Annotated in this window: 19 protein-coding genes; 7 read left to right on the top strand and 12 right to left on the bottom strand. The window is 63.1% G+C overall.

From position 1 onward, the window contains the following. Nucleotides 1-43 precede the first annotated feature (43 nt). The 7 genes from purE to M0D66_RS04785 all read right to left on the bottom strand — a co-directional run bounded on the left by purE (nucleotide 44) and on the right by M0D66_RS04785 (nucleotide 7371). Nucleotides 44-562, bottom strand: a complete 519-nt coding sequence (gene purE, locus M0D66_RS04815; protein ID WP_029968172.1) for a 5-(carboxyamino)imidazole ribonucleotide mutase — start codon at nucleotides 560-562, stop codon at nucleotides 44-46. A gap of 52 nt (nucleotides 563-614) precedes the next feature. Further along, nucleotides 615-1505, bottom strand: a complete 891-nt coding sequence (locus M0D66_RS04810; protein WP_028196245.1) for a phosphoribosylaminoimidazolesuccinocarboxamide synthase — start codon at nucleotides 1503-1505, stop codon at nucleotides 615-617. A gap of 132 nt (nucleotides 1506-1637) precedes the next feature. Further along, nucleotides 1638-2702, bottom strand: a complete 1065-nt coding sequence (fba, locus tag M0D66_RS04805) for a class II fructose-bisphosphate aldolase (RefSeq protein WP_054034414.1) — start codon at nucleotides 2700-2702, stop codon at nucleotides 1638-1640. Between the two features lie 272 nt (nucleotides 2703-2974). Further along, nucleotides 2975-4411, bottom strand: coding sequence for a pyruvate kinase (pyk, locus tag M0D66_RS04800; RefSeq protein ID WP_093635756.1), 1437 nt, complete (start codon nucleotides 4409-4411; stop codon nucleotides 2975-2977). A 427-nt stretch (nucleotides 4412-4838) separates the two neighbouring features. Next, nucleotides 4839-6032 (bottom strand): phosphoglycerate kinase, encoded by a 1194-nt coding sequence (locus M0D66_RS04795; protein WP_093635585.1) that lies wholly within the window; start codon nucleotides 6030-6032, stop codon nucleotides 4839-4841. 272 nt (nucleotides 6033-6304) lie between these two features. Next, complete coding sequence (locus M0D66_RS04790; RefSeq protein ID WP_054034418.1) at nucleotides 6305-6628, bottom strand: AzlD domain-containing protein; 324 nt, start codon at nucleotides 6626-6628, stop codon at nucleotides 6305-6307. Then, nucleotides 6625-7371: an AzlC family ABC transporter permease gene (locus tag M0D66_RS04785; protein ID WP_054034673.1), complete on the bottom strand. Its 747-nt coding sequence runs from the start codon at nucleotides 7369-7371 to the stop codon at nucleotides 6625-6627. Before M0D66_RS04785 ends, M0D66_RS04790 begins: the two co-directional genes overlap by 4 nt. A 190-nt stretch (nucleotides 7372-7561) precedes the next feature. Between M0D66_RS04785 and M0D66_RS04780 the strand changes: the two genes are divergently transcribed. From M0D66_RS04780 to M0D66_RS04755, 6 genes are all read left to right on the top strand, one after another. Further along, a complete protein-coding gene (locus tag M0D66_RS04780; RefSeq protein ID WP_054034420.1) occupies nucleotides 7562-8485 on the top strand; it encodes a branched-chain amino acid transaminase in 924 nt (307 codons plus the stop codon). Between the two features lie 77 nt (nucleotides 8486-8562). Then, complete coding sequence (locus M0D66_RS04775) at nucleotides 8563-8757, top strand: zinc-finger domain-containing protein (RefSeq protein ID WP_266209182.1); 195 nt, start codon at nucleotides 8563-8565, stop codon at nucleotides 8755-8757. A 152-nt stretch (nucleotides 8758-8909) separates the two neighbouring features. Beyond that, nucleotides 8910-9935 (top strand): lipopolysaccharide heptosyltransferase II, encoded by a 1026-nt coding sequence (gene waaF / locus M0D66_RS04770; protein WP_093635581.1) that lies wholly within the window; start codon nucleotides 8910-8912, stop codon nucleotides 9933-9935. A 177-nt stretch (nucleotides 9936-10112) separates the two neighbouring features. After that, nucleotides 10113-10559, top strand: a complete 447-nt coding sequence (locus tag M0D66_RS04765; RefSeq protein WP_054034426.1) for a nuclear transport factor 2 family protein — start codon at nucleotides 10113-10115, stop codon at nucleotides 10557-10559. Nucleotides 10560-10628: 69 nt separating this feature from the next. Further along, nucleotides 10629-11771, top strand: a complete 1143-nt coding sequence (locus M0D66_RS04760) for a hydrolase (RefSeq protein ID WP_211705832.1) — start codon at nucleotides 10629-10631, stop codon at nucleotides 11769-11771. Further along, nucleotides 11764-12354, top strand: a complete 591-nt coding sequence (locus tag M0D66_RS04755; protein ID WP_266209181.1) for a DUF2946 family protein — start codon at nucleotides 11764-11766, stop codon at nucleotides 12352-12354. The genes M0D66_RS04760 and M0D66_RS04755 overlap by 8 nt, the downstream gene beginning before the upstream one ends. On the opposite strand, the gene M0D66_RS04750 is transcribed toward M0D66_RS04755, so the two are convergent. Continuing rightward, nucleotides 12351-14084: a M48 family metalloprotease gene (locus M0D66_RS04750; protein ID WP_211705830.1), complete on the bottom strand. Its 1734-nt coding sequence runs from the start codon at nucleotides 14082-14084 to the stop codon at nucleotides 12351-12353. The genes M0D66_RS04755 and M0D66_RS04750 overlap by 4 nt on opposite strands. A gap of 134 nt (nucleotides 14085-14218) precedes the next feature. Here M0D66_RS04750 and moaC point away from each other — a divergent pair, with 134 nt between their 5' ends. Continuing rightward, nucleotides 14219-14695 (top strand): cyclic pyranopterin monophosphate synthase MoaC, encoded by a 477-nt coding sequence (gene moaC, locus M0D66_RS04745; RefSeq protein WP_200618205.1) that lies wholly within the window; start codon nucleotides 14219-14221, stop codon nucleotides 14693-14695. 60 nt (nucleotides 14696-14755) lie between these two features. Here moaC and M0D66_RS04740 read toward each other — a convergent pair whose 3' ends face one another. The 4 genes from M0D66_RS04740 to sucD all read right to left on the bottom strand — a co-directional run bounded on the left by M0D66_RS04740 (nucleotide 14756) and on the right by sucD (nucleotide 19192). Then, on the bottom strand, nucleotides 14756-16540 hold the full coding sequence (locus M0D66_RS04740) for a Wzy polymerase domain-containing protein (protein ID WP_256455526.1): 1785 nt from the start codon (nucleotides 16538-16540) through the stop codon (nucleotides 14756-14758). Between the two features lie 137 nt (nucleotides 16541-16677). Next, nucleotides 16678-17313 (bottom strand): pilin, encoded by a 636-nt coding sequence (locus M0D66_RS04735; protein ID WP_211705828.1) that lies wholly within the window; start codon nucleotides 17311-17313, stop codon nucleotides 16678-16680. 147 nt (nucleotides 17314-17460) lie between these two features. Next, nucleotides 17461-18165, bottom strand: coding sequence for a TerC family protein (locus M0D66_RS04730; protein WP_093635567.1), 705 nt, complete (start codon nucleotides 18163-18165; stop codon nucleotides 17461-17463). Between the two features lie 145 nt (nucleotides 18166-18310). Then, complete coding sequence (gene sucD, locus M0D66_RS04725) at nucleotides 18311-19192, bottom strand: succinate--CoA ligase subunit alpha (RefSeq protein WP_030101039.1); 882 nt, start codon at nucleotides 19190-19192, stop codon at nucleotides 18311-18313. Between the last annotated feature and the right edge of the window lie 55 nt (nucleotides 19193-19247).

The following is a 19247-nucleotide window of genomic DNA, read 5'->3' as shown; positions in this document are numbered from 1 at the left end:
GGGTCAGACAGGGGGGACGTCTAAAAGCAATCAGCCTTGGCGCTTACAGCGCCGGCAGCACCATTGCGTGGGCCGCTTCGTTCTGGCGCACGCGGAACGCAGCCAGCTTTTCCGCATACTCGGCGCTCGTGCCGCTCAGAATCGACACCGCAAACAACGCCGCATTCGCCGCACCCGCTTCGCCGATTGCAAACGTGGCGACCGGCACGCCTTTGGGCATCTGCACGATGGAGTGCAATGAATCGACGCCCTTCAGATACTTGCTCGCCACCGGTACACCGAGCACCGGCACCGTGGTCTTGGCGGCCAGCATGCCCGGCAGATGCGCCGCGCCGCCCGCACCCGCGATGATCGCGCGAATGCCGCGCTCACGCGCGCTCTCGGCATACGCAAACATCTCGTCGGGCATGCGGTGCGCGGACACGACCTTGGCCTCATACGGCACGCCGAATTCTTGCAGAATCGCGACGGCGTTCTTCATCACTTCCCAGTCGGAACTGGAACCCATCAGCACGCCGACAACCGGCGCGCCATGCGTATGGGCAGTTTGTGCTTCACTCATGGTACGGCTTCCTTGTTTCTTGAGCACTGCAGATATAACCAGGTAAGCGTACTTAAGCGAGCTTGTGTCCGGTCAGGCGTTCGAGCGCTTCCTGATACTTCTCGCCTGTCTTCGTGACCACATCGTCCGGCAGCTTCGGTGCGGGCGGCTCTTTCTTCCACGGCTGGGTTTCGAGCCAGTCGCGCACGAATTGCTTGTCGAACGACGGCGGGTTGGTGCCGACCTGGTACTGGTCAGCCGGCCAGAAGCGCGACGAGTCGGCGGTCAGCGCCTCGTCCATCAGATACAGCTGGCCGTGGTTATCCAGACCGAATTCGAACTTCGTATCCGCGATGATGATGCCGCGCGTTGCAGCATAGTCAGCGGCTTCCTTGTACAGCTTGATCGAGATGTCGCGGATCGTGGCCGACAGTTCGGTGCCGATGCGGCGTTCCATCTCGTTGTACGTGATGTTCTCGTCGTGGTGGCCCATTTCTGCCTTGGCTGCCGGCGTGAAAATCGGCTCGGGCAGTTTTTGTGCGTTTTGCAGGCCTGGCGGCAGTTCCACGCCGCACACCGATCCGGTTGCCTGGTAGTCTTTCCAGCCGCTGCCGGCCAGATACCCGCGCACCACCGCTTCGACGAGGATCGGCTCGAGGCGCTTCACCACTACCGCGCGGCCCTTCACCTGCTCGACTTCGTCAGCCGCCACCACGGATTCGGGCGCCACGCCCGTAAGGTGATTCGGCACCACATGCTTGAGCTTCTCGAACCAGAAGTTCGCCATTTCGTTGAGCACGCGGCCCTTATTCGGAATCGGCTCGCCCATGATGACGTCGAACGCCGACAGCCGGTCGGTCGTGACAATCAGCAACTGGTCGTTGCCCACCGCATAGTTGTCGCGGACTTTACCGCGGCCGAGCAGCGGCAGCGAGTGGAGCGTGGATTCGTAAAGGGTAGACATCGTCGTGGTTCGCTAAAAGTGGGGCAAAAAGTATGACCGGAACAAAAGGGAAACGCCGTTCCCCGGATGATGCGGGAACGGCGATCGGACGACAACCTGGCCAATCGGCCAGATGTAGAGCCTGCTTATAGCTTAGCGGACGACTTGCGCGAGCTCGCCCGATTTGTACTTCTCCGCGATTTTATCAAGCGAAACCGGCTTGATCTTGCCAGCCTGGCCTTCGCAGCCGAATTGCGTGAAACGCTCAAGACAGATCTTCATCGCGGCTTCACGCGCCGGCTTCAGGTAGTCGCGCGGATCGAACTTGCCCGGATTGGTCGCCATGTAGCGGCGGATCGCACCGGTGATCGCCAGACGCAGGTCGGTGTCGATATTGACCTTGCGCACGCCGTTCTTGATGCCTTCCTGAATTTCTTCGACCGGCACGCCGTAGGTTTCCTTCATGTCGCCGCCGAATTCGCGGATTTCCGCGAGCAGCTCCTGCGGTACCGACGACGAACCGTGCATCACCAGGTGGGTATTCGGAATGCGCTGGTGAATTTCCTTGATGCGCTGGATCGACAGGATGTCGCCCGTGGGCTTCTTGCTGAACTTGTACGCGCCGTGCGACGTACCGATCGCGATTGCCAGCGCGTCGCATTGCGTCAGCTTGACGAAGTCGGCAGCCTGCTCCGGATCGGTCAGCAGTTGCTCGCGGGTCATCGTGCCTTCCGCGCCGTGGCCGTCTTCCTTGTCGCCCTTCATGGTTTCCAGCGAACCGAGCACGCCCAGTTCCGCTTCCACCGTGATGCCGATCGAATGCGCCGCTTCAACCACCTTGCGCGAGACTTCGACATTGTATTCGTACGAAGCGACCGTCTTGCCGTCGGCTTCGAGCGAACCGTCCATCATCACGCTGGTGAAACCGCTGCGGATCGCCGCCATACAGACCGCCGGCGACTGGCCGTGATCCTGGTGCATCACGACCGGAATATGCGGATACGACTCGACCGCGGCTTCGATCAGGTGGCGCAGGAACGGCTCGCCCGCGTACTTACGCGCGCCGGCCGACGCCTGCATGATGACCGGGGCGTTGACCTTATCCGCTGCGAACATGATCGCCTGCACCTGCTCCAGGTTGTTCACGTTGAATGCCGGAATGCCATAACCGTTTTCAGCGGCATGGTCCAGCAGTTGACGCATTGATACGAGAGGCATGCTTAACTCCTTAGATTGAAACGAATTCTGTGCCGTCGGCATCTTTTGGGGCGATTTTATCGCGAAGCAAGCTGCATACCCGTTCACACATTCCCTAAAGCGCTTCACCCGCGGACCTTTACCGCACGCGCAATTGAAGTCTGTGCGCCGCCTCTCGCGGGGCATGACAGCCTGCTTCGCTCAATCAAGCCTGTGCCGATCGAGCAGTCTGCTGTGTAGGGCAGAAGTAAGTGCTTTAGCAGTTACTTCCGCTATACACACAGTGCGTCAAATCAATACGGTTCACCAACGCGCACGATCTTCAGCGTATTCGTACCGCCTGCCTGACCCATCGGCTCGCCGACGGTCAGCACCACCATGTCGCCGCGCGATGCGTAGCCCTTGCCGACCACTGTTTCCAGCGCCTGCTGCAACGCGGTGTCGCGGTCGGTGCTGGTGTCCAGATGCAGCGACGTAACGTTGCGGTAGATCGCCATCGCCCGTTCGCTGCCGACGCGCGGCGTGAGCGCGAAAATCGGCACGTGCGTCCAGTGACGCGACATCCATAGCGCGGTCGAACCCGATTCGGTCAACGCGACAATCGCCTTCGCGCCCAGGTGGAACGCCGTGAACAGCGCACCCATGGCGATGGACTGGTCGATTCGCGTAAACGTGCGGTCGAGGAAATCCTTGTCCAGCTCCGACTGCTCCGACTTTTCGGCTTCAAGGCAGATCGCGGCCATCGTCTCGATGGTCTGCACCGGGTACTTGCCCGCTGCGGATTCGGCCGACAACATCACCGCGTCCGTACCGTCCAGCACCGCGTTGGCGACGTCCGACACTTCGGCGCGGGTCGGCACCGGCGCGTAGATCATCGATTCCATCATCTGGGTCGCGGTGATCACGAACTTGTTCGATTCGCGGGCCATACGAATCATGCGCTTTTGCAGCGCAGGAACTGCGGCATTGCCCACTTCCACGGCCAAGTCGCCGCGCGCAACCATGATGCCGTCCGACGCGTCGAGGATGCCTTGCAGTGCCGGAATCGCTTCCGCCCGCTCGATCTTCGCGATCATCTTCGGCTTGATGCCGTAGGGCGCACCCGCGATGTTCGCGAGCTGGCGGGCCATTTCCATGTCGGTGGCGTTCTTGGGGAACGATACCGCGACGAAATCCACACCGATCGACATCGCCGTGCGGATGTCTTCCATGTCCTTGGCCGTCAGGGCCGGCGCCGTCAGTCCGCCGCCCTGGCGGTTGATGCCCTTGTTGTTCGACAGATCGCCGCCGATCTTCACGGTGGTGTGGATCTCGCTGCCGAGCACGCGCACGACGTCGAGCACGATCAGGCCGTCGTTGAGCAACAGCACGTCGCCCGGTTTCAGGTCGCGCGGCAGGTCTTTGTAGTCGAGGCCGACGCGATCGTCGTTGCCGAGTTCACACTCGGCGTCGAGGATGAACGGGCTGCCGGCAACCAGCGTGGTCTTGCCGTTTTCGAATTTGCCGACCCGAATCTTCGGGCCTTGCAGGTCAGCCATGATGGCAACTTCACGGCCGGCCTGGCGGGCCGCCTCGCGCACGAAATCGGCGCGCTGGCGGTGGTCGTCGGCCGTGCCGTGCGAGAAATTGAGCCGCACCACGTCGGCGCCTGCCTGAATCATTTGCAGCAGGATTTCCGGCGTACTGGAAGCCGGTCCGATGGTAGCGACAATCTTGGTGGCGCGATGCATGAGTCTCCTCGTCTGGGTGGGATCGCTGGAATGAGCGCTGCGAGTCGGATGCGGAGGCTGCGCACCGAAGGGTGCTGCTGGGGGCTGCGCGCCGGTTGAAACCAGCGTCGCTTTATGGGGTGAAGCGGTGTTCGATACCGGCAGGGGGCGCGCCGGTGAGGGGGCGAGCGTCGTCTCGTCGTCCGGGAGTTCTGCGGGCGAGTGGGCGGCTTGTCCGGTGGACAATTCCGCTGCCTCGCCCGCAGTGGTCAACTCCGCGAGCGCGAGGGACAACTCGGATTCCTGCTGCTGCGGGGCGGCGGCTTCAGCCACGGCCGCTGTGGCGGCGGAGCGCGCTCCGCGCTCCCCTGCCGTTGCTGCTGCGGTGTTGCGCGGCTTGCCGCCGCGCGCTTTTGCAGACTTCGCTGAGGGGGAGCGCGTCACCACGTTAAGCCCGCGATTCCAGAACTGCGACAGCGGGGAGTGTCTTGCCCTCGAGGAACTCGAGGAAGGCGCCGCCGCCCGTCGAGATGTAGCTGACCTTGTCGTGGATGCCGTACTTGGCAATCGCCGCGAGCGTATCGCCGCCGCCTGCAATCGAGAACGCCGACGATTTGGCGATCGCGTCAGCCAGCGTCTTCGTACCGTTGCCGAACTGATCGAATTCGAACACGCCGACCGGACCATTCCACACGATCGTGCCGGCTTTTTCCAGTTGTGCGGCGAGCACCTTGGCGGTTTCCGGTCCGATGTCGAGGATCATGTCGTCGTCTTGCACGTCCGCGACGGCCTTGACTTCAGCCTTGGCGGTCGGAGAAAACTCTTTAGCCGTCACCACGTCGGTCGGGATCGGCACCGAGGCGCCGCGGGCTTTCGCTGCGTCGATGATCGTCTTGGCTTCAGCGACCAGATCGGCTTCGGCAAGCGACTTACCGATCTTGAGGCCCGCCGCCAGCATGAACGTATTGGCGATGCCGCCGCCCACAATCAACTGATCGACCTTGTCGGCCAGCGACTTCAGAATGGTCAGCTTGGTGGACACCTTCGAGCCGGCGACGATCGCCACCAGCGGACGCTTCGGCGCGCCCAGCGCCTTACCGAGCGCTTCAAGCTCGGCGGCCAGCAGCGGGCCGGCGCAAGCGATCGGCGCGTATTTGGCGATGCCGTGCGTGGTGGCTTCGGCGCGGTGCGCAGTGCCGAATGCGTCATTCACGTAGACGTCGCAGAGCTTCGCCATTTTCTGCGCGAGCTCGTCGGAATCCTTCTTTTCGCCCTTGTTGACGCGGCAATTTTCCAGCAGCACGAGCTGGCCCGGCGCGACGTTCACGCCGTTTTCGACCCAGTTGGCGACCAGCGGCACGTCACGGCCAAGCAGCTCGGCGAGGCGCTTCGCGACCGGCGCGAGCGAATCTTCCGGCTTGAACTCGCCTTCGGTCGGGCGGCCCAGGTGCGACGTGACCATAACGGCGGCGCCTGCGTCCAGCGCGGCCTTGATCGCCGGCACGGAGGCGCGGATGCGGGTGTCTTCGGTGATGTTGCCTTGATCGTCCTGCGGCACGTTCAGATCGGCGCGGATGAACACGCGTTTGCCGGACAGCTTGCCTTCGGCGATCAGATCGGAGAGACGCAATACCTTGTTCATGGGCGTGTATGTGCGAGTTGATGGGAAGGCGGTGGCGGACGACGCGCTGGACCTTAAGCGCGGCAAACTCCAGCGCTTCGGCACGGCAGCGGCTCCACTGAGTCGGGCGCCGGCGGCAAAGCCGCGGCTGTCGCGCCATGCAGCGGCGCGCTTATCCCGGAAACACCCATTTTAACTTATCCACACGGCCTTCTGACCCGCAACCAGGCGAATGTCCCGTATTTGAAGAATGCGCCGCACATGTCGCAGCGCAGCATTTTCGTTCCAATCAATTACATGAAGAGGCGCAAGAGCGTGAACACGGCCATTCCCACCACAATCGTGCCGAGCATGGTGCGCCGCCACATAAACCACGCCAGACCGGACAGTGTCGCGTAAAACTCGTGATTCGAGGGTGCGAACGAGAGCCCCTCCGGCGTCGCCAGCACATCGGGCAGCACGACGGCGGCAAGCGCCGCGGCCGGCGCATAACGCAGCATCCGCTGGACACGCGCCGGCAAAACCGTGCGCTCGCCGCCGATTAGAAACATCGCGCGTGTCACCGCGGTGACGAAGGTCATGCCGATAATGGACAGCCAGATCTGTAAGGATGTCATTGGGAATCTCCGGCGCTGTTGCGGATGCGGCGCAAGTCGGCGCGCTCGACCATCAGGTCGGCGGCGCTGCCCGCGATAATCGCCGCAATCACCGCGAGCGGCAGCGCGAGCCGGTACGGCAGGTCGAAAGCGAGCAGCGACACCAGGCCGGCGATGCTGACCGCGACCAGCGTGGAGCGCGTGGCGATCGCCGACACCATGATGGGCAGCAGCGCCAGCGTGCCTGCCAGCGCGAGGCCCCAGTTATCCGGAATCAGGCTCGCCAGCAGAATGCCGACGATCGACGAGACCTGCCACGACAACCAGCTGCACACCGCCATGCCCCAGAAGTACGCCTCTTTGCCCGGCACGTAACCGGTCTGGAAGCTCTTCTTCTGGAACAGCAGATAGATCACGTCGCCGTTGAAGTAGCCGAGCACGATGCGGCGCCACATCGGCAGATAGGAAAAATGCGGTGCGAGACCGGCGCTGAAGATCACGAAACGCGTATTGACCATCGCGGCGGTGAGCAGCACGGTCCAGATCGGCAGCTTGGCGGCCAGCAACGGCAGCACGGCCAGTTGCGACGATCCGGCGTAGCAGAGCAGCGACATGGTGAGCGCCTGCGGCAGCGTGAGCACGGACTTGCTCATGGCGATGCCGGTGACGAGACCCCAGGAGAAGATCGCCATCAGCGTGGGCGAATAGTCGCGCGCGCCCTGACGAAAGGAACGGCGATCGGTATCTGACAAGCGAGCGAGCATGGGGCGAAACGCGGGCGCCAGGCGGCGGCGCAACGAAGGGAGGTCGGCGCCAGGTCGTCAAGCACCCGCTGGCGCATCCGGATGAATTATGCGTGCGCCGAATTATAGCGCCCGGCATGCGGCCAAATGCCCGTTCCTTGTGCAAAAGACGCTAAAATAACGCTCTTTCACCGCACCGCTGGAGAATCGCATGTCAATGGCCGATCGCGACGGCAAGATCTGGATGGATGGCAAGCTCATCGATTGGCGCGACGCCAAGATCCACGTGCTGACGCACACGTTGCATTACGGCATGGGCGTTTTCGAAGGCGTACGCGCCTACAAGACGGCTGACGGCGGCACGGCGATTTTTCGCCTCCAGGAACATACCAAGCGTCTCCTGAATTCGGCCAAGATCTTCCAGATGGACGTGCCGTTCGGTCACGAAACGCTGGCCGCGGCACAGTGCGAAGTGGTCCGTGAAAACAAACTCGAATCCTGCTACCTGCGCCCGATCATCTGGGTCGGCTCGGAAAAGCTCGGCGTGTCGGCCAAGGGCAACACGATCCACGTGGCGATCGCCGCCTGGCCGTGGGGCGCTTACCTCGGCGAAGACGGTATCGCCAAGGGCATCCGCGTGAAGACCTCGTCGTTCACGCGCCATCACGTGAACGTGTCGATGGTCCGTGCCAAGGCCTCGGGCTGGTACGTGAACTCGATCCTCGCCAACCAGGAAGCGATTGCCGACGGTTACGACGAAGCGCTGCTGCTGGACGTGGACGGCTACGTGTCGGAAGGCTCCGGCGAGAACTTCTTCCTCGTGAACAACGGCAAGCTGTACACGCCGGATTTGTCGTCGTGCCTCGACGGCATCACGCGCGACACGATCATCACGCTGGCGCGCGACGCGGGCATCCAGGTGATCGAAAAGCGCATCACGCGTGACGAGGTCTATACCTGCGACGAAGCGTTCTTCACCGGCACCGCCGCGGAAGTCACGCCGATCCGCGAACTCGACAACCGCACGATCGGCTCCGGCGCACGCGGTCCGATCACCGAGAAGCTGCAATCCGGCTTCTTCGATATCGTGAACGGCAAGAGCGACAAGTACGCGCACTGGCTCACCAAAATCTAACGCACGCTGTGCCGGCCCAAGGCCCCTGGCCTTTACCAGCGCAACGCACGCACCCTGCATACAACGAGAAACTCCTCATGAGCGAAATCAAAGAAATGCCGCTGGTCGAATTGACCGCAAAAGATCTGCCGGCGTACTGCCCGAATCCGGCCATGCTGCGCTGGAGCGCGCACCCGCGCGTCTTTATCGACGTCACGCACGGCGAAGCGAAATGCCCGTACTGCAGCACGCGTTACAAGCTGCGCGACGGCGAAGTGGTCAAGGGTCACTGAACGCAAGCGCTTCGCAGTAAGGCCGCAGCCGCGGCGGGACCGGTCATGCCGGATCCGCGCCGCAAGGCTCGCGGCTTTTCCCTTTTTACCCAATCGAACGCCACGCGCATGGTTCGCGCGGCGCTTCGTTTCGACACCGGACACCCACTCTGATGCGTCGCGCGTTGGTTATCGCACCGAACTGGATCGGTGACGCATTGATGGCGCAGCCGCTGTTTGCGCGCCTCGTGAAATTGCATCCGCGCATCGTGATCGACGCGGTCGCGCCCTCGTGGGTCGCGCCCGTGCTCGAACGCATGCCCGAGATTCGCGACGTCTACGCAACCGACCTCGCGCACGGCAAGCTGCAGATGCTGCGCCGCTGGCAGCTGGCGAGCGACTTGCGCGATGTCGGCTATGATGCGGCCTACGTGCTGCCGAATTCGCTCAAGTCGGCGCTGATTCCGTGGATGGCGGGCATTCCGCTGCGCATCGGCTACACCGGCGAGAGCCGCTACGGCCTGCTGAACGTGCGTCACTCGAATCCGCGCAAAGACGAGCGCCCGCCGATGGTCGGTCATTACGCCGCCCTCGCCTACGCGCAAGGCGCCAAGGTCCCCGACGACCTGCCGATGCCGCGACTCGACGCGGATCTGAACGAAGCGTCACGGGTCTCGGCGCGCTTCAATCTGGATACCCGCGTGCCGCTGCTGGTGTTCTGCCCGGGTGCCGAGTACGGTCCGGCCAAGCGCTGGCCGCCCGAGCATTTCGCCGCGCTCGCGCAGATCGTCGGCCAGTCGTTCCCCTACACGCAGATCATCGCGCTCGGCTCGCCGAAAGACGCGCCGCTTGCCCAGGCCATCGCCGAGAAGGCGCCGAACGTGCGCAACCTGTGCGGCCAGACCGCGCTGAGCGAAGCTTGCGCGCTGATCTCGCGGGCCAACGCGGTCGTCACCAACGATTCCGGCCTGATGCACGTGGCCGCCGCGCTGCGCCGGCCGCTGGTGGCCGTGTACGGTTCGACCGATCCGCGCCACACGCCGCCCTTGTCCGAGCTCGCGAAGGTACAATGGCTTCATCTCGAATGCAGCCCCTGTTTTCAGCGCGAGTGTCCGCTCGGGCATCTGAACTGCCTGAAGCAGTTGAGTGCCGAGCAGGTGTTCGGCGATTTGCGCGGCATGTTGCTTGCGCAACGTTGAACCTGGCTGATTCGGCTGATACTTGCACGCAACACCGCACGCCTTGAGCGCGTCGCGTCATGTTCGCGCCTTGCGGCGCGGGCATCCTCGCGCTTAGGAGCGATTGTCCGGTGCTCCGGACTGTCCCGCTGACCGCTGCCCCGCAACCGCGCGCCGCGCACAAGAGACTGACGAGCCATGCCACGTTTTGCCCATATCTTCGAAGCCGCCGCCGATACGCTGAACGCCTATTACCAGGCCATCGCCGAGGTGAATATCGACAGCTTGATGGGCCTGTGGATCGATGAGGAATTCGTCAGCTGCATCTGCGCCGACGGCTCCCATCTGCACGGCCTCGACAGCATTCGCGCCGGCTTGCAAATCCAGCTCGAAACCGCGCCCGTTTCGATTGAACCGCTCGATATTCGCGTCTACGACAGTCTCGGCACCGTCGTCTACGCCATTGCCGAAGCACACCGCCCGGCCGATCCGAAGGCGGCGCCCGCGATGGTGTTCACCACATACGTGATGGTCCACGAACGCGGCGAATGGAAAATTGCGCATATTCACGCGAGTCCGATGCCGAACGAAGCCGCCAGTCAGTTCGCGACCAAGATGCGGCATGGCCAAGGGTCGTTGCACTGACGCCTGACGTGCGCATTTCGCTCGTTCGGCCTGTTTCGCCGGTTCTACCTTTTTTGCTTTGACGCTGGCATGAGCACGCCCCGCAGGAAGTCACCCGTCCAGAACGAATCCCCGATAGGGGATTGGGAGACGGCGCACGATCAATCCGCCTCTACCGGCGCAGCACGCGCCGCGGCGGCGGCTGTCGAGGCCACCGTCGAACTGCTCTACCGCGCGCCGCTCTGGCTGCCGAACCGGCATGTGCAGACCATCGTCCCGGCGCTGTTTGCGCGCCGCCCGGCCATCGCGTTCCGGCGCGAACGCTGGGACACGCCGGATGGCGATTTCATCGATCTCGATTGGGTCGTGCATGACGGCAAGCCTGCCTCAGCGCTCACCCCTGCCACGCCCGCCAGAATTCCCGCAGACGACGCGCCGTTGTTCGTGCTGTTTCACGGCCTCGAAGGCAGCTCCACGTCGCACTACGCCACCACGTTGATGGCGGCCGCGCGCGAGTACGGCTGGCACGGCGTGGTGCCGCACTTTCGCAGTTGCAGCGGGCCGCTGAACCGGTTGCCGCGCTTCTATCATCTCGCCGACAGCAACGAAGTCGACTGGATCCTGCGCCGCTTACGCGCCACGCATCGCGGGCCGATCGTGGCGGCGGGCGTGTCGCTCGGCGGCAATGTGCTGCTGCGCTGGCTCGGCGAGCGGCGTGAAGACGCGTCGCCGGTGCTCTCGGCCGCCGCGGCAATTTCGACTCCGATCGACGTGCACGCCGGCGGCCGCGCGTTGTCGCAGGGCTTCGGCATGATCTACACGCGCAGCTTCCTGAAGACGCTGAAGCAGAAGGCCGAGCAGAAGCTGACGCAGTTTCCGGGGCTATTCGACCGCGATGCGATGCTGGCGAGCCGCACGATGTACGACTTCGACAACGTGGTGACAGCGCCGCTGCACGGCTTTCGCGACACTAACGACTACTGGAGCCGCGCGACCACGCGGCCGTTGCTGTCCGGGATCACCGTGCCGACTCTGGTGCTGAATGCGCGCAATGACCCGTTCTTGCCGGCTGAAGCGTTACCGGCAAAGCATGAGGTGTCGGCGTCGGTGGAACTCGATCAACCCGAACATGGCGGCCACGCGGGTTTTATGACTGGGCCGTTCCCGGGCCGCATCGACTGGTTGTCGCGGCGCGTGCTCGGCTATCTGGAGCAGTACGTCGATCATGGATGACATCGTCAAACAGGCCTTGGCCAAATGGCCGAACGTGCCGAGTTGCACGGGATGGTTGATGTTGGACCGACGCGGCAACTGGCGCATGCGGGATGAAGCCGCTCAGGCCAGCGGTACGCCAGGCACGGCGATCCGGCATGAGGCGTTGCTCGGGTTTATCAACCGGAATTACGACGCCGACGAACGCGGGCAGTGGTTTTTCCAGAACGGCCCGCAGCGCGTGTATATCGAGTTGGGCTATACGCCGTGGGTGGTGAGGTTGTCAGCTGATGCCGCCGGCATGCTCTCCTTGACGGACCAGGCCGGCGGGGCTTTCGAGCCGACGGCCGTGTTTGTGGACGATGAAGGTGGGATTCTGTTCGTTGACGGCTCGACGCCACCGAGAGTCGCGGTTTTGCACGATCATGACCTCGAGGTTTTTTCCGACCACGCAGCCTTGGGCGATGACTCGATGAGCGGCGCGTTTCACTGGAACAATGGGCTTGTGTTGCCCTTGCAGGGCGTGCAGCGAAGTGAGGTTGCCGGGCGGTTCGGATTTGTCGAAAGTCCGGCGGCTCAAATAGCACAAGCCCGCAACCCCTAACTCTTCTCGTCAAGCCGCTCCTCTTTATAGCGGCTCTCCATTTCATGTAAGCGGGCGTCGACGGTCGCGAGATCGTAGTAGCCGATCGTCTTCAGATCCCGAGCTTCCTTCAATTGCCGGATGGCCGACGGCCACGCCCCCTCGAGCGCGAATTTTTCGGCGAGCGCCCGATGCTGCGTCAACGCATCGCCGCTGCCGGCGCTTGCCTGCGCGAGATACATCCACCAGGCAGGCTGATCGGGTTGTACTCGCGTTTCCTTCAGCGCCAAAGACTGCGCGTCGGCGAATCGCTTCAAGGTCAGCAAGGTCTGGATATGCATGTCGATTGCAGCGTTCGACTGCGGCCAGCGCTTCTGCGCAAACTCGGCGAGACGTGCCGCCTCGTCATTACGCCCGGCGCGGCGCGCGATGTCGGCCGTCAGCACGTCGAGGCTCGGCGAACTGCGCATGGGCTCGCCTTCGCCACGTTCGCCCGCGGCAAATGCTGCCCGCGACGAAGCCAGCGACGCCACCGCGTCGTCGTAACGCTCGAGCAGCATCTGCCCATAGGCAATCCCGTACCAGTTCGCAGCGACGTTCACCGCGGTGCGGTCCTCGATTTCGGAGCGCAGGCGCGAAATCTCATCCGCGTATTCACTGCGCGAGCGGTCCTGCAGCAAGCGCGCCCGCGCCCGCACGAAACCGTATTCGGAGGTCTGATGCGGTTGCCGGTAAGGCGCGCGGCGTGCACGGTCTTCCATGTCGGCGATCCGTTCGCCAGTCAGCGGGTGGGTGCGCGCGTAAGCCGGTATGCCGGTGTCGCTCATCGCCGCACGATCGAGGCGACCGAAAAACGTCGTCATCGCATAGGGATCGTAGCCGGCGCCGGCCAGCAGCAGAAAGCCGACGCGGTCCGCTTCATGCTCGGCGGAGCGCGAGAAACGCAATTGGTTGTCGACCGCATAGGCCTGGCCGCCGATCGCAATCGCGCTGCCAAGATCGCCGCTGTGCGCGAGCACGCCCGCCAGAATGCCGAACAACAGGCCGGCGAGCGCAGCATAGCCGCTGCGCTCGCCGGTGGTGATCATCCGCGAAATGTGCCGCTGCAAGACGTGCCCCATCTCGTGGCCGAGCACGGAGGCGAGTTCGGACTCGGTTTGCGTCGCGACGATCAAACCGGTGTTCACGCCGATAAAACCGCCCGGCAGCGAGAAGGCGTTGATTTGCGTGTCGCGGACCGCGAACAGCTCGAAGTCCGGACGATAGCCGCCGATGTAGAGCGCGCTCGCCGCCGCCGAGAGTTTCGCGGCGACCGAGTTCAGATAGTCGCGCACGAGCCAGTCGTCGAGATAGTCGGGGTCGCGGCGCAACTCGCGCATCACGCGTTCGCCGAGCTTGCGCTCGGCTTGCGGCGTCAGCGAGCCGGAGCCGCCGTTGCCGAGGTCGGGCAATTGCTGGGTGACGATCGGGGTGCGCCAGTTGGTGGTCGCGCCTGAGTTGCCGGAGAAGCGGCTCTGCGCGCCGCCATAGACGCCGAACACGCCTTGGGCGATGTCCGGCGGCACGATGGGGTCGGCGAAAGTTTCGACCGGGCCGCTTTCCAACGGCGGTTCCGCGGACTGCATGTTGAGCGCGAGGGTCGTGCCCGTGTTGGTGTTTGCGTTCGATGCGCCGCGCGATTGCGGGTACACGCCCGGCGGCGCCGCGAGCGCGACAGACAACAACGCAGCAAGAAACCGTTTCGAGCGCATCGCGAGGTCGATATGACGAAGTCGAAAAGCGGCGCCCGCCGCTCGGACTAAGATAGCGGGCATACGGTGATTGTAATCATCTCGCCCCGCCCAATCACGCTGCTATGATAAGCGCCCTCTGAAGGAGCCCAACCATGCCTGAACTCACTCATTTCGACGCTGCCGGCCAGGCGCACATGGTGGACGTCGGCGGCAAGCAGGAGACCAAGCGCATCGCGATTGCGCGCGGCTCGATTCGCATGCTGCCTGAGACGTTCGCGCTGATCCGCGACGGCAACGCCAAGAAAGGCGACGTGATCGGGATCGCACGCATCGCGGCGATTCAAGGCTCGAAGCGCACCGCCGATCTGATCCCGCTCTGTCACCCGCTCGCGCTGACCCGCGTGAAAGTGGACTTCGAGCTCGATGAAACGTTGCCCGGCGTGCATTGCACGGTGCAAGTGGAAACACTGGGACGCACGGGTGTGGAGATGGAAGCGCTGACCGCCGTGCAGGTCGGACTGCTGACGGTGTACGACATGTGCAAGGCGGTGGATCGCGGCATGACGATCACCGATGTGAAAGTGCTGGAAAAGCACGGCGGGAAATCGGGGGATTGGGTGGCGGGTTGATGACGGGCAACGTCATCGCGCCGCTCTACTGCTACTAAGCTACAGAACGACAGCGCGACGTCAATCGTCCTCGCTGTCGTCGTCCTGATTGACGTCGCCCGCCGGCATGCCATAGCGCTTGACCAGTTCCGCCTTGAAGCCGGTCAGCGTCTTCTGTTCGTCGCACAGCTCATACACGTAGGCCAACTGCGACGGCCAGTCCTTCAACTCCTGAGCAAAAATCTTCAGACGCTCGACGGTATCGAACGCCCCCGCCGTATCGCCGCTCAGTGCCTGCAGCACCGCATACCGGCGCAGCACGGTTTCTCCCGGCAGCAGCGCAATCGCCTGCTTGTGCATATCGAGCTTGTGTTGCAGGTTCATCGAATTCATCGGCTCCAACGTCGCAAGGCCATACTCGCCCCACGCCTGAAACAGGAACGACGGATCCGCACGATACTGCTCGGCGGGCCGCGAACCGTAATACAGCACCTCGGCACGCGTGTAGTCGCGATACACCGGATACAGCGCGGCGATCCCGCCGAACACGATCACGGCAAACGCGCCGAACGACAGGCGGCCAGGCACGAGCCGCAGCGACCGCGTCTCGAGCAAACCGAACACGAACATCGCCGGCAGCAGGAAGAACATGTACTGCTGTGGATATTCGACCAGCGCATGCATGACCAGCACGCCGATCAGCGCGACGCCGAACACACGCGCGGCGCTCTGCGGCGCGCGGACCACGCGAATCAGCCACGTAATCAGGCCGAACAGAACGATCGCAAGACCGATCAAACCCGTCTTCGCGAGCAGGTCGATGAAAATGTCGTGCGAGTTATTGGCGATCTCGACGCCGCCAAGCGACTTCACATACTCGAACTGGTAGCTCGGAAACTCGCCCCAGCCGACGCCCAGCAGCGGATGCGCCTTGAACATCGTCCAGCCGTACTTCCACAGCGCGAGGCGCGGGGCGATCTGGCCGGCGTCCTTGAAACGTTCGGCCGCCGACTGCCCAAGCTCCAGGTGATAGTGCACATTGGCCCAGCGGATCAAGGCATTGATGACGAAGAACAGCACCGCCAAGCCGATCGGGATCAGCCATTCGCGATTGCTACGGCGGAGCTGCGGCTGGTTACGCATCTGCGCGAAGGCCATCCAGAAACCCGCCACCACGATCACGCCCATCTGCAGCCAGGGGCCGCGCGACACGGTCAGCGCGAGTCCAATGGCAAAAATCGTCGACACGAGCAGCCAGATGCTGACCGCAATGCGGCGCGTCTGCACGAGGAACAGCGCACCGGCCATCGCGAATGCGATATAGGTGGCAAGGTGGTTCGCCTGCGCCATATTGCCGAACGGCCGACGCTCGACGGTCACGTTGTAGGCGACGACCAGCGGCGACACGCGCACTTCGAGGTGAAACAGCTGGATCACCTGGCAAAACACCGCAAACAGACCACCGACGATCAACGCCCCTGCTGCCCAGCGCAGTGCTGTTTCGTTCAGCTTGACGCGTGTGAAACCGTAGCCCGCGTGCGTCGCCATGAATGCGGCGAGCAGGTAACCGCCGCCGAGCCAGTTCATTGACGGCTGCGAGACCGGCAACAGCACCGACTGCGCCACCAGCACCAATCCGAACAGCAACGGCACCAGCGCGACCACCGGCGACGCAAACGTCACGCGCGGCCTCGCCGTCCACACCAGCAGCACGACGCCTGCGCCCGTCAGCAGATGCAGCGCGAGCGCCGTGAACTCAGCGTAGAAGGTCGGAATCGGATACGTGTGGTTGGCGACTGCATAAGGCAGCACCAACGCAAGAGCCAACAGAATGAGAGACAGGTAGCGCGCAAATGGGGTGGGCATCGAGTAACCGGGAGGGCGTCAGCAACCGGCGCACTATACAAAAAAATTCTCCTGCTGTGCGCCGGCTGGGCTGAAATATCCCGAAAATCAGTGTTTTACGTTCGGATAACAACTCACCCGAACTTTCTCCCCATTGCTTACGCGCGGCACTCCGGCGGTGCAAGATTCGACGGCAGGGAAGGCGTATCGGCTGGTGCGGGCCCGGCGCCTGGCGCAGGCAACGAGGAGGCTGTTTTGCCACCGGCGAAACATTCCCAGGTGACCGCCCCCGACTGCACCGCGCCCTTGCTCAAGGCGATTCGCGCAGTGGGTGCGTCGGCGTTGTCCGGCACCGAGGGCACCAGCGTCAGCGTGTTCGACCCGGCAGGCGCGACGCGCGTCGTGAAGGCGACGGTGATCTGCCCGGTATCGTCGTCGACGTGAACGGATTCGACGTTGCGGGTGGCAGGCGGCGACGCATACCCGCCGCCGAACGCATTGCCGCTCGCAGCGTTTTCGGACACCGCAAGCCGCGCGGATGCTGCCAGCGAGAGACCCTCACCGACGCGGCTGCGGGCCAGATAGTCCTGATACGCCGGAATCGCGTAGGCCGCGATCACGCCGACGATTGCCAGCACGATCATCAGCTCGATCAGCGTAAAGCCGAAACTGAAGCCGGAACCGAGGCGGCGGCAGGCACGTGCGAGGGGCACCGTCCAGCGCGCTCGTTCGAACGCGTTCCGGGACGAAGGCGTGGACTGGGAAAAAGGGGAATACGGCAAAGTAACGGTCATCGGCAGGCTCCTGAAACGAAAAACGCCTGCCCCTCGAATCGGGGACAGGCGTTTCAATCGTAGCCAGCAGCGCGCGTTCGACACAGTCAGCCGAATGGCTAACGCTGCGCTCACGCCGCGGTGTTCAGGTCAGCTCGCCCAGCAGCGTCAAGCCGCCGCGCGACTCGCGTTGCGGCGCTTGAGCAGATACCCGAGGATCACGACGAACAGCGCACCGGCGATGCTCATGCCGTACTCGGCCAGCGGCGTATCGAGGATCGGCCAACGGTCGCCTGCCGGATCGTTGATGATCAGGCCACCAGCAATCCAGCCGAGAAGCGCGGCGCCGAGCGTGATGACGATCGGAAACCGGTCGAGCAGCTTCAACACCAGCTGACTGCCCCACACGATCAGCGGAATACTCACCACCAGCCCGAAAATCACCAGCGCAAGGCGATGCTCGGGGTCGGCCGCCTCGGCCGCGCCGGCAATCGCGATCACATTGTCGAGACTCATCACGGCATCCGCGATGATGATGGTCTTGATCGCCGACATCAGCTTGTCGGCCGGCTTGACGTTCTCGTGGGCATCATGCGCGGGCGCCATCAGACGCACGCCGATCCACAGCAGCAACAGGCCACCAGCGAATTTCAGCAACGGCACGTCGAGCAGCGCCACGGCAAACGCAATCAGCGCGACGCGCAGCACGATGGCGCCGGCCGTGCCCCACAGCACGCCTTTCGTACGCTGCGCAGGCGGCAGGTTGCGGCAGGCAAGCGCGATCACGACGGCATTATCACCACCCAGCAGGATGTCGATGACGATGATCTGAATGACTGCGCCCCAATGGAGCGTGGCGAAGAACTCGAGCATGAGTGAAAGAATGAGAAGGAATCGGACGCGCGGGCAATAAAAAAGCGGAGGAGTCTAGACTCCCCCGCTTTTTAGAATCGCACGCTTACGAAAGGATCTCGTAAGCGTATCAAAAAATGCGCTGTACGAGCCGCAAATTTCGTTTTTACAGCATCGCCTTCAGAAGACGCGCCATTTCCGACGGGTTCTTCGTGACCTTGATACCGCATGCGTCCATGATTTCCAGCTTGGCTTCGGCCGTGTCCGCACCGCCCGAGATCAGCGCGCCGGCGTGGCCCATGCGCTTGCCCGGAGGCGCCGTAACACCAGCGATAAAGCCAACCACCGGCTTCTTCATGTTGTCCTTGATCCACTCAGCAGCATTCGCTTCGTCCGGACCACCGATCTCGCCGATCATGATGACGGCGTCCGTTTCCGGATCGTCGTTGAACATCTTCATCACGTCGATGTGCTTCAGACCGTTGATCGGGTCGCCGCCGATACCGACTGCCGACGATTGGCCAAGGCCGATTGCCGTCAATTGGCCAACTGCTTCATACGTCAGCGTGCCCGAACGCGACACGACGCCGATGCGGCCCTTGCGGTGGATGTGACCCGGCATGATGCCGATCTTCAGTTCGTCCGGTGTGATCGTGCCCGGGCAGTTCGGTCCGAGCAGCAGCGTCTTGCTGTTCTTTGCGCGCATGCGTGCCTTGAGCTCGATCATGTCACGGACAGGAATGCCTTCCGTGATACAGATTGCGAGATCCAGGTCGGCTTCGACGGCTTCCCAGATGGCAGCAGCAGCGCCTGCCGGCGGAACGTAAATCACCGACACGGTCGCGCCCGTTTCAGCCTTGGCTTCAGCGACGCTCGCGTAGATAGGAATGCCTTCGAAATCTTCGCCGGCCTTCTTCGGGTTCACGCCTGCAACGTACGCTTCGCGGCCGTTTGCATATTCACGGCAAGCACGCGTATGGAACTGACCGGTCTTGCCGGTAATGCCCTGCGTGATGACCTTGGTGTCTTTGTTAATCAGAATCGACATGTATTGACCTCTGTTCGTTTGGCGTCATGCGGTGGCGCCGCGAAGCGGAATGTTC

The organism is Paraburkholderia sp. SECH2 (assembly GCF_030464795.1).
GTDB lineage: Bacteria > Pseudomonadota > Gammaproteobacteria > Burkholderiales > Burkholderiaceae > Paraburkholderia > Paraburkholderia aspalathi.
Note: the sequence above shows the minus strand (reverse complement) of the source record. Positions and strands in the feature narration are given on the sequence as shown.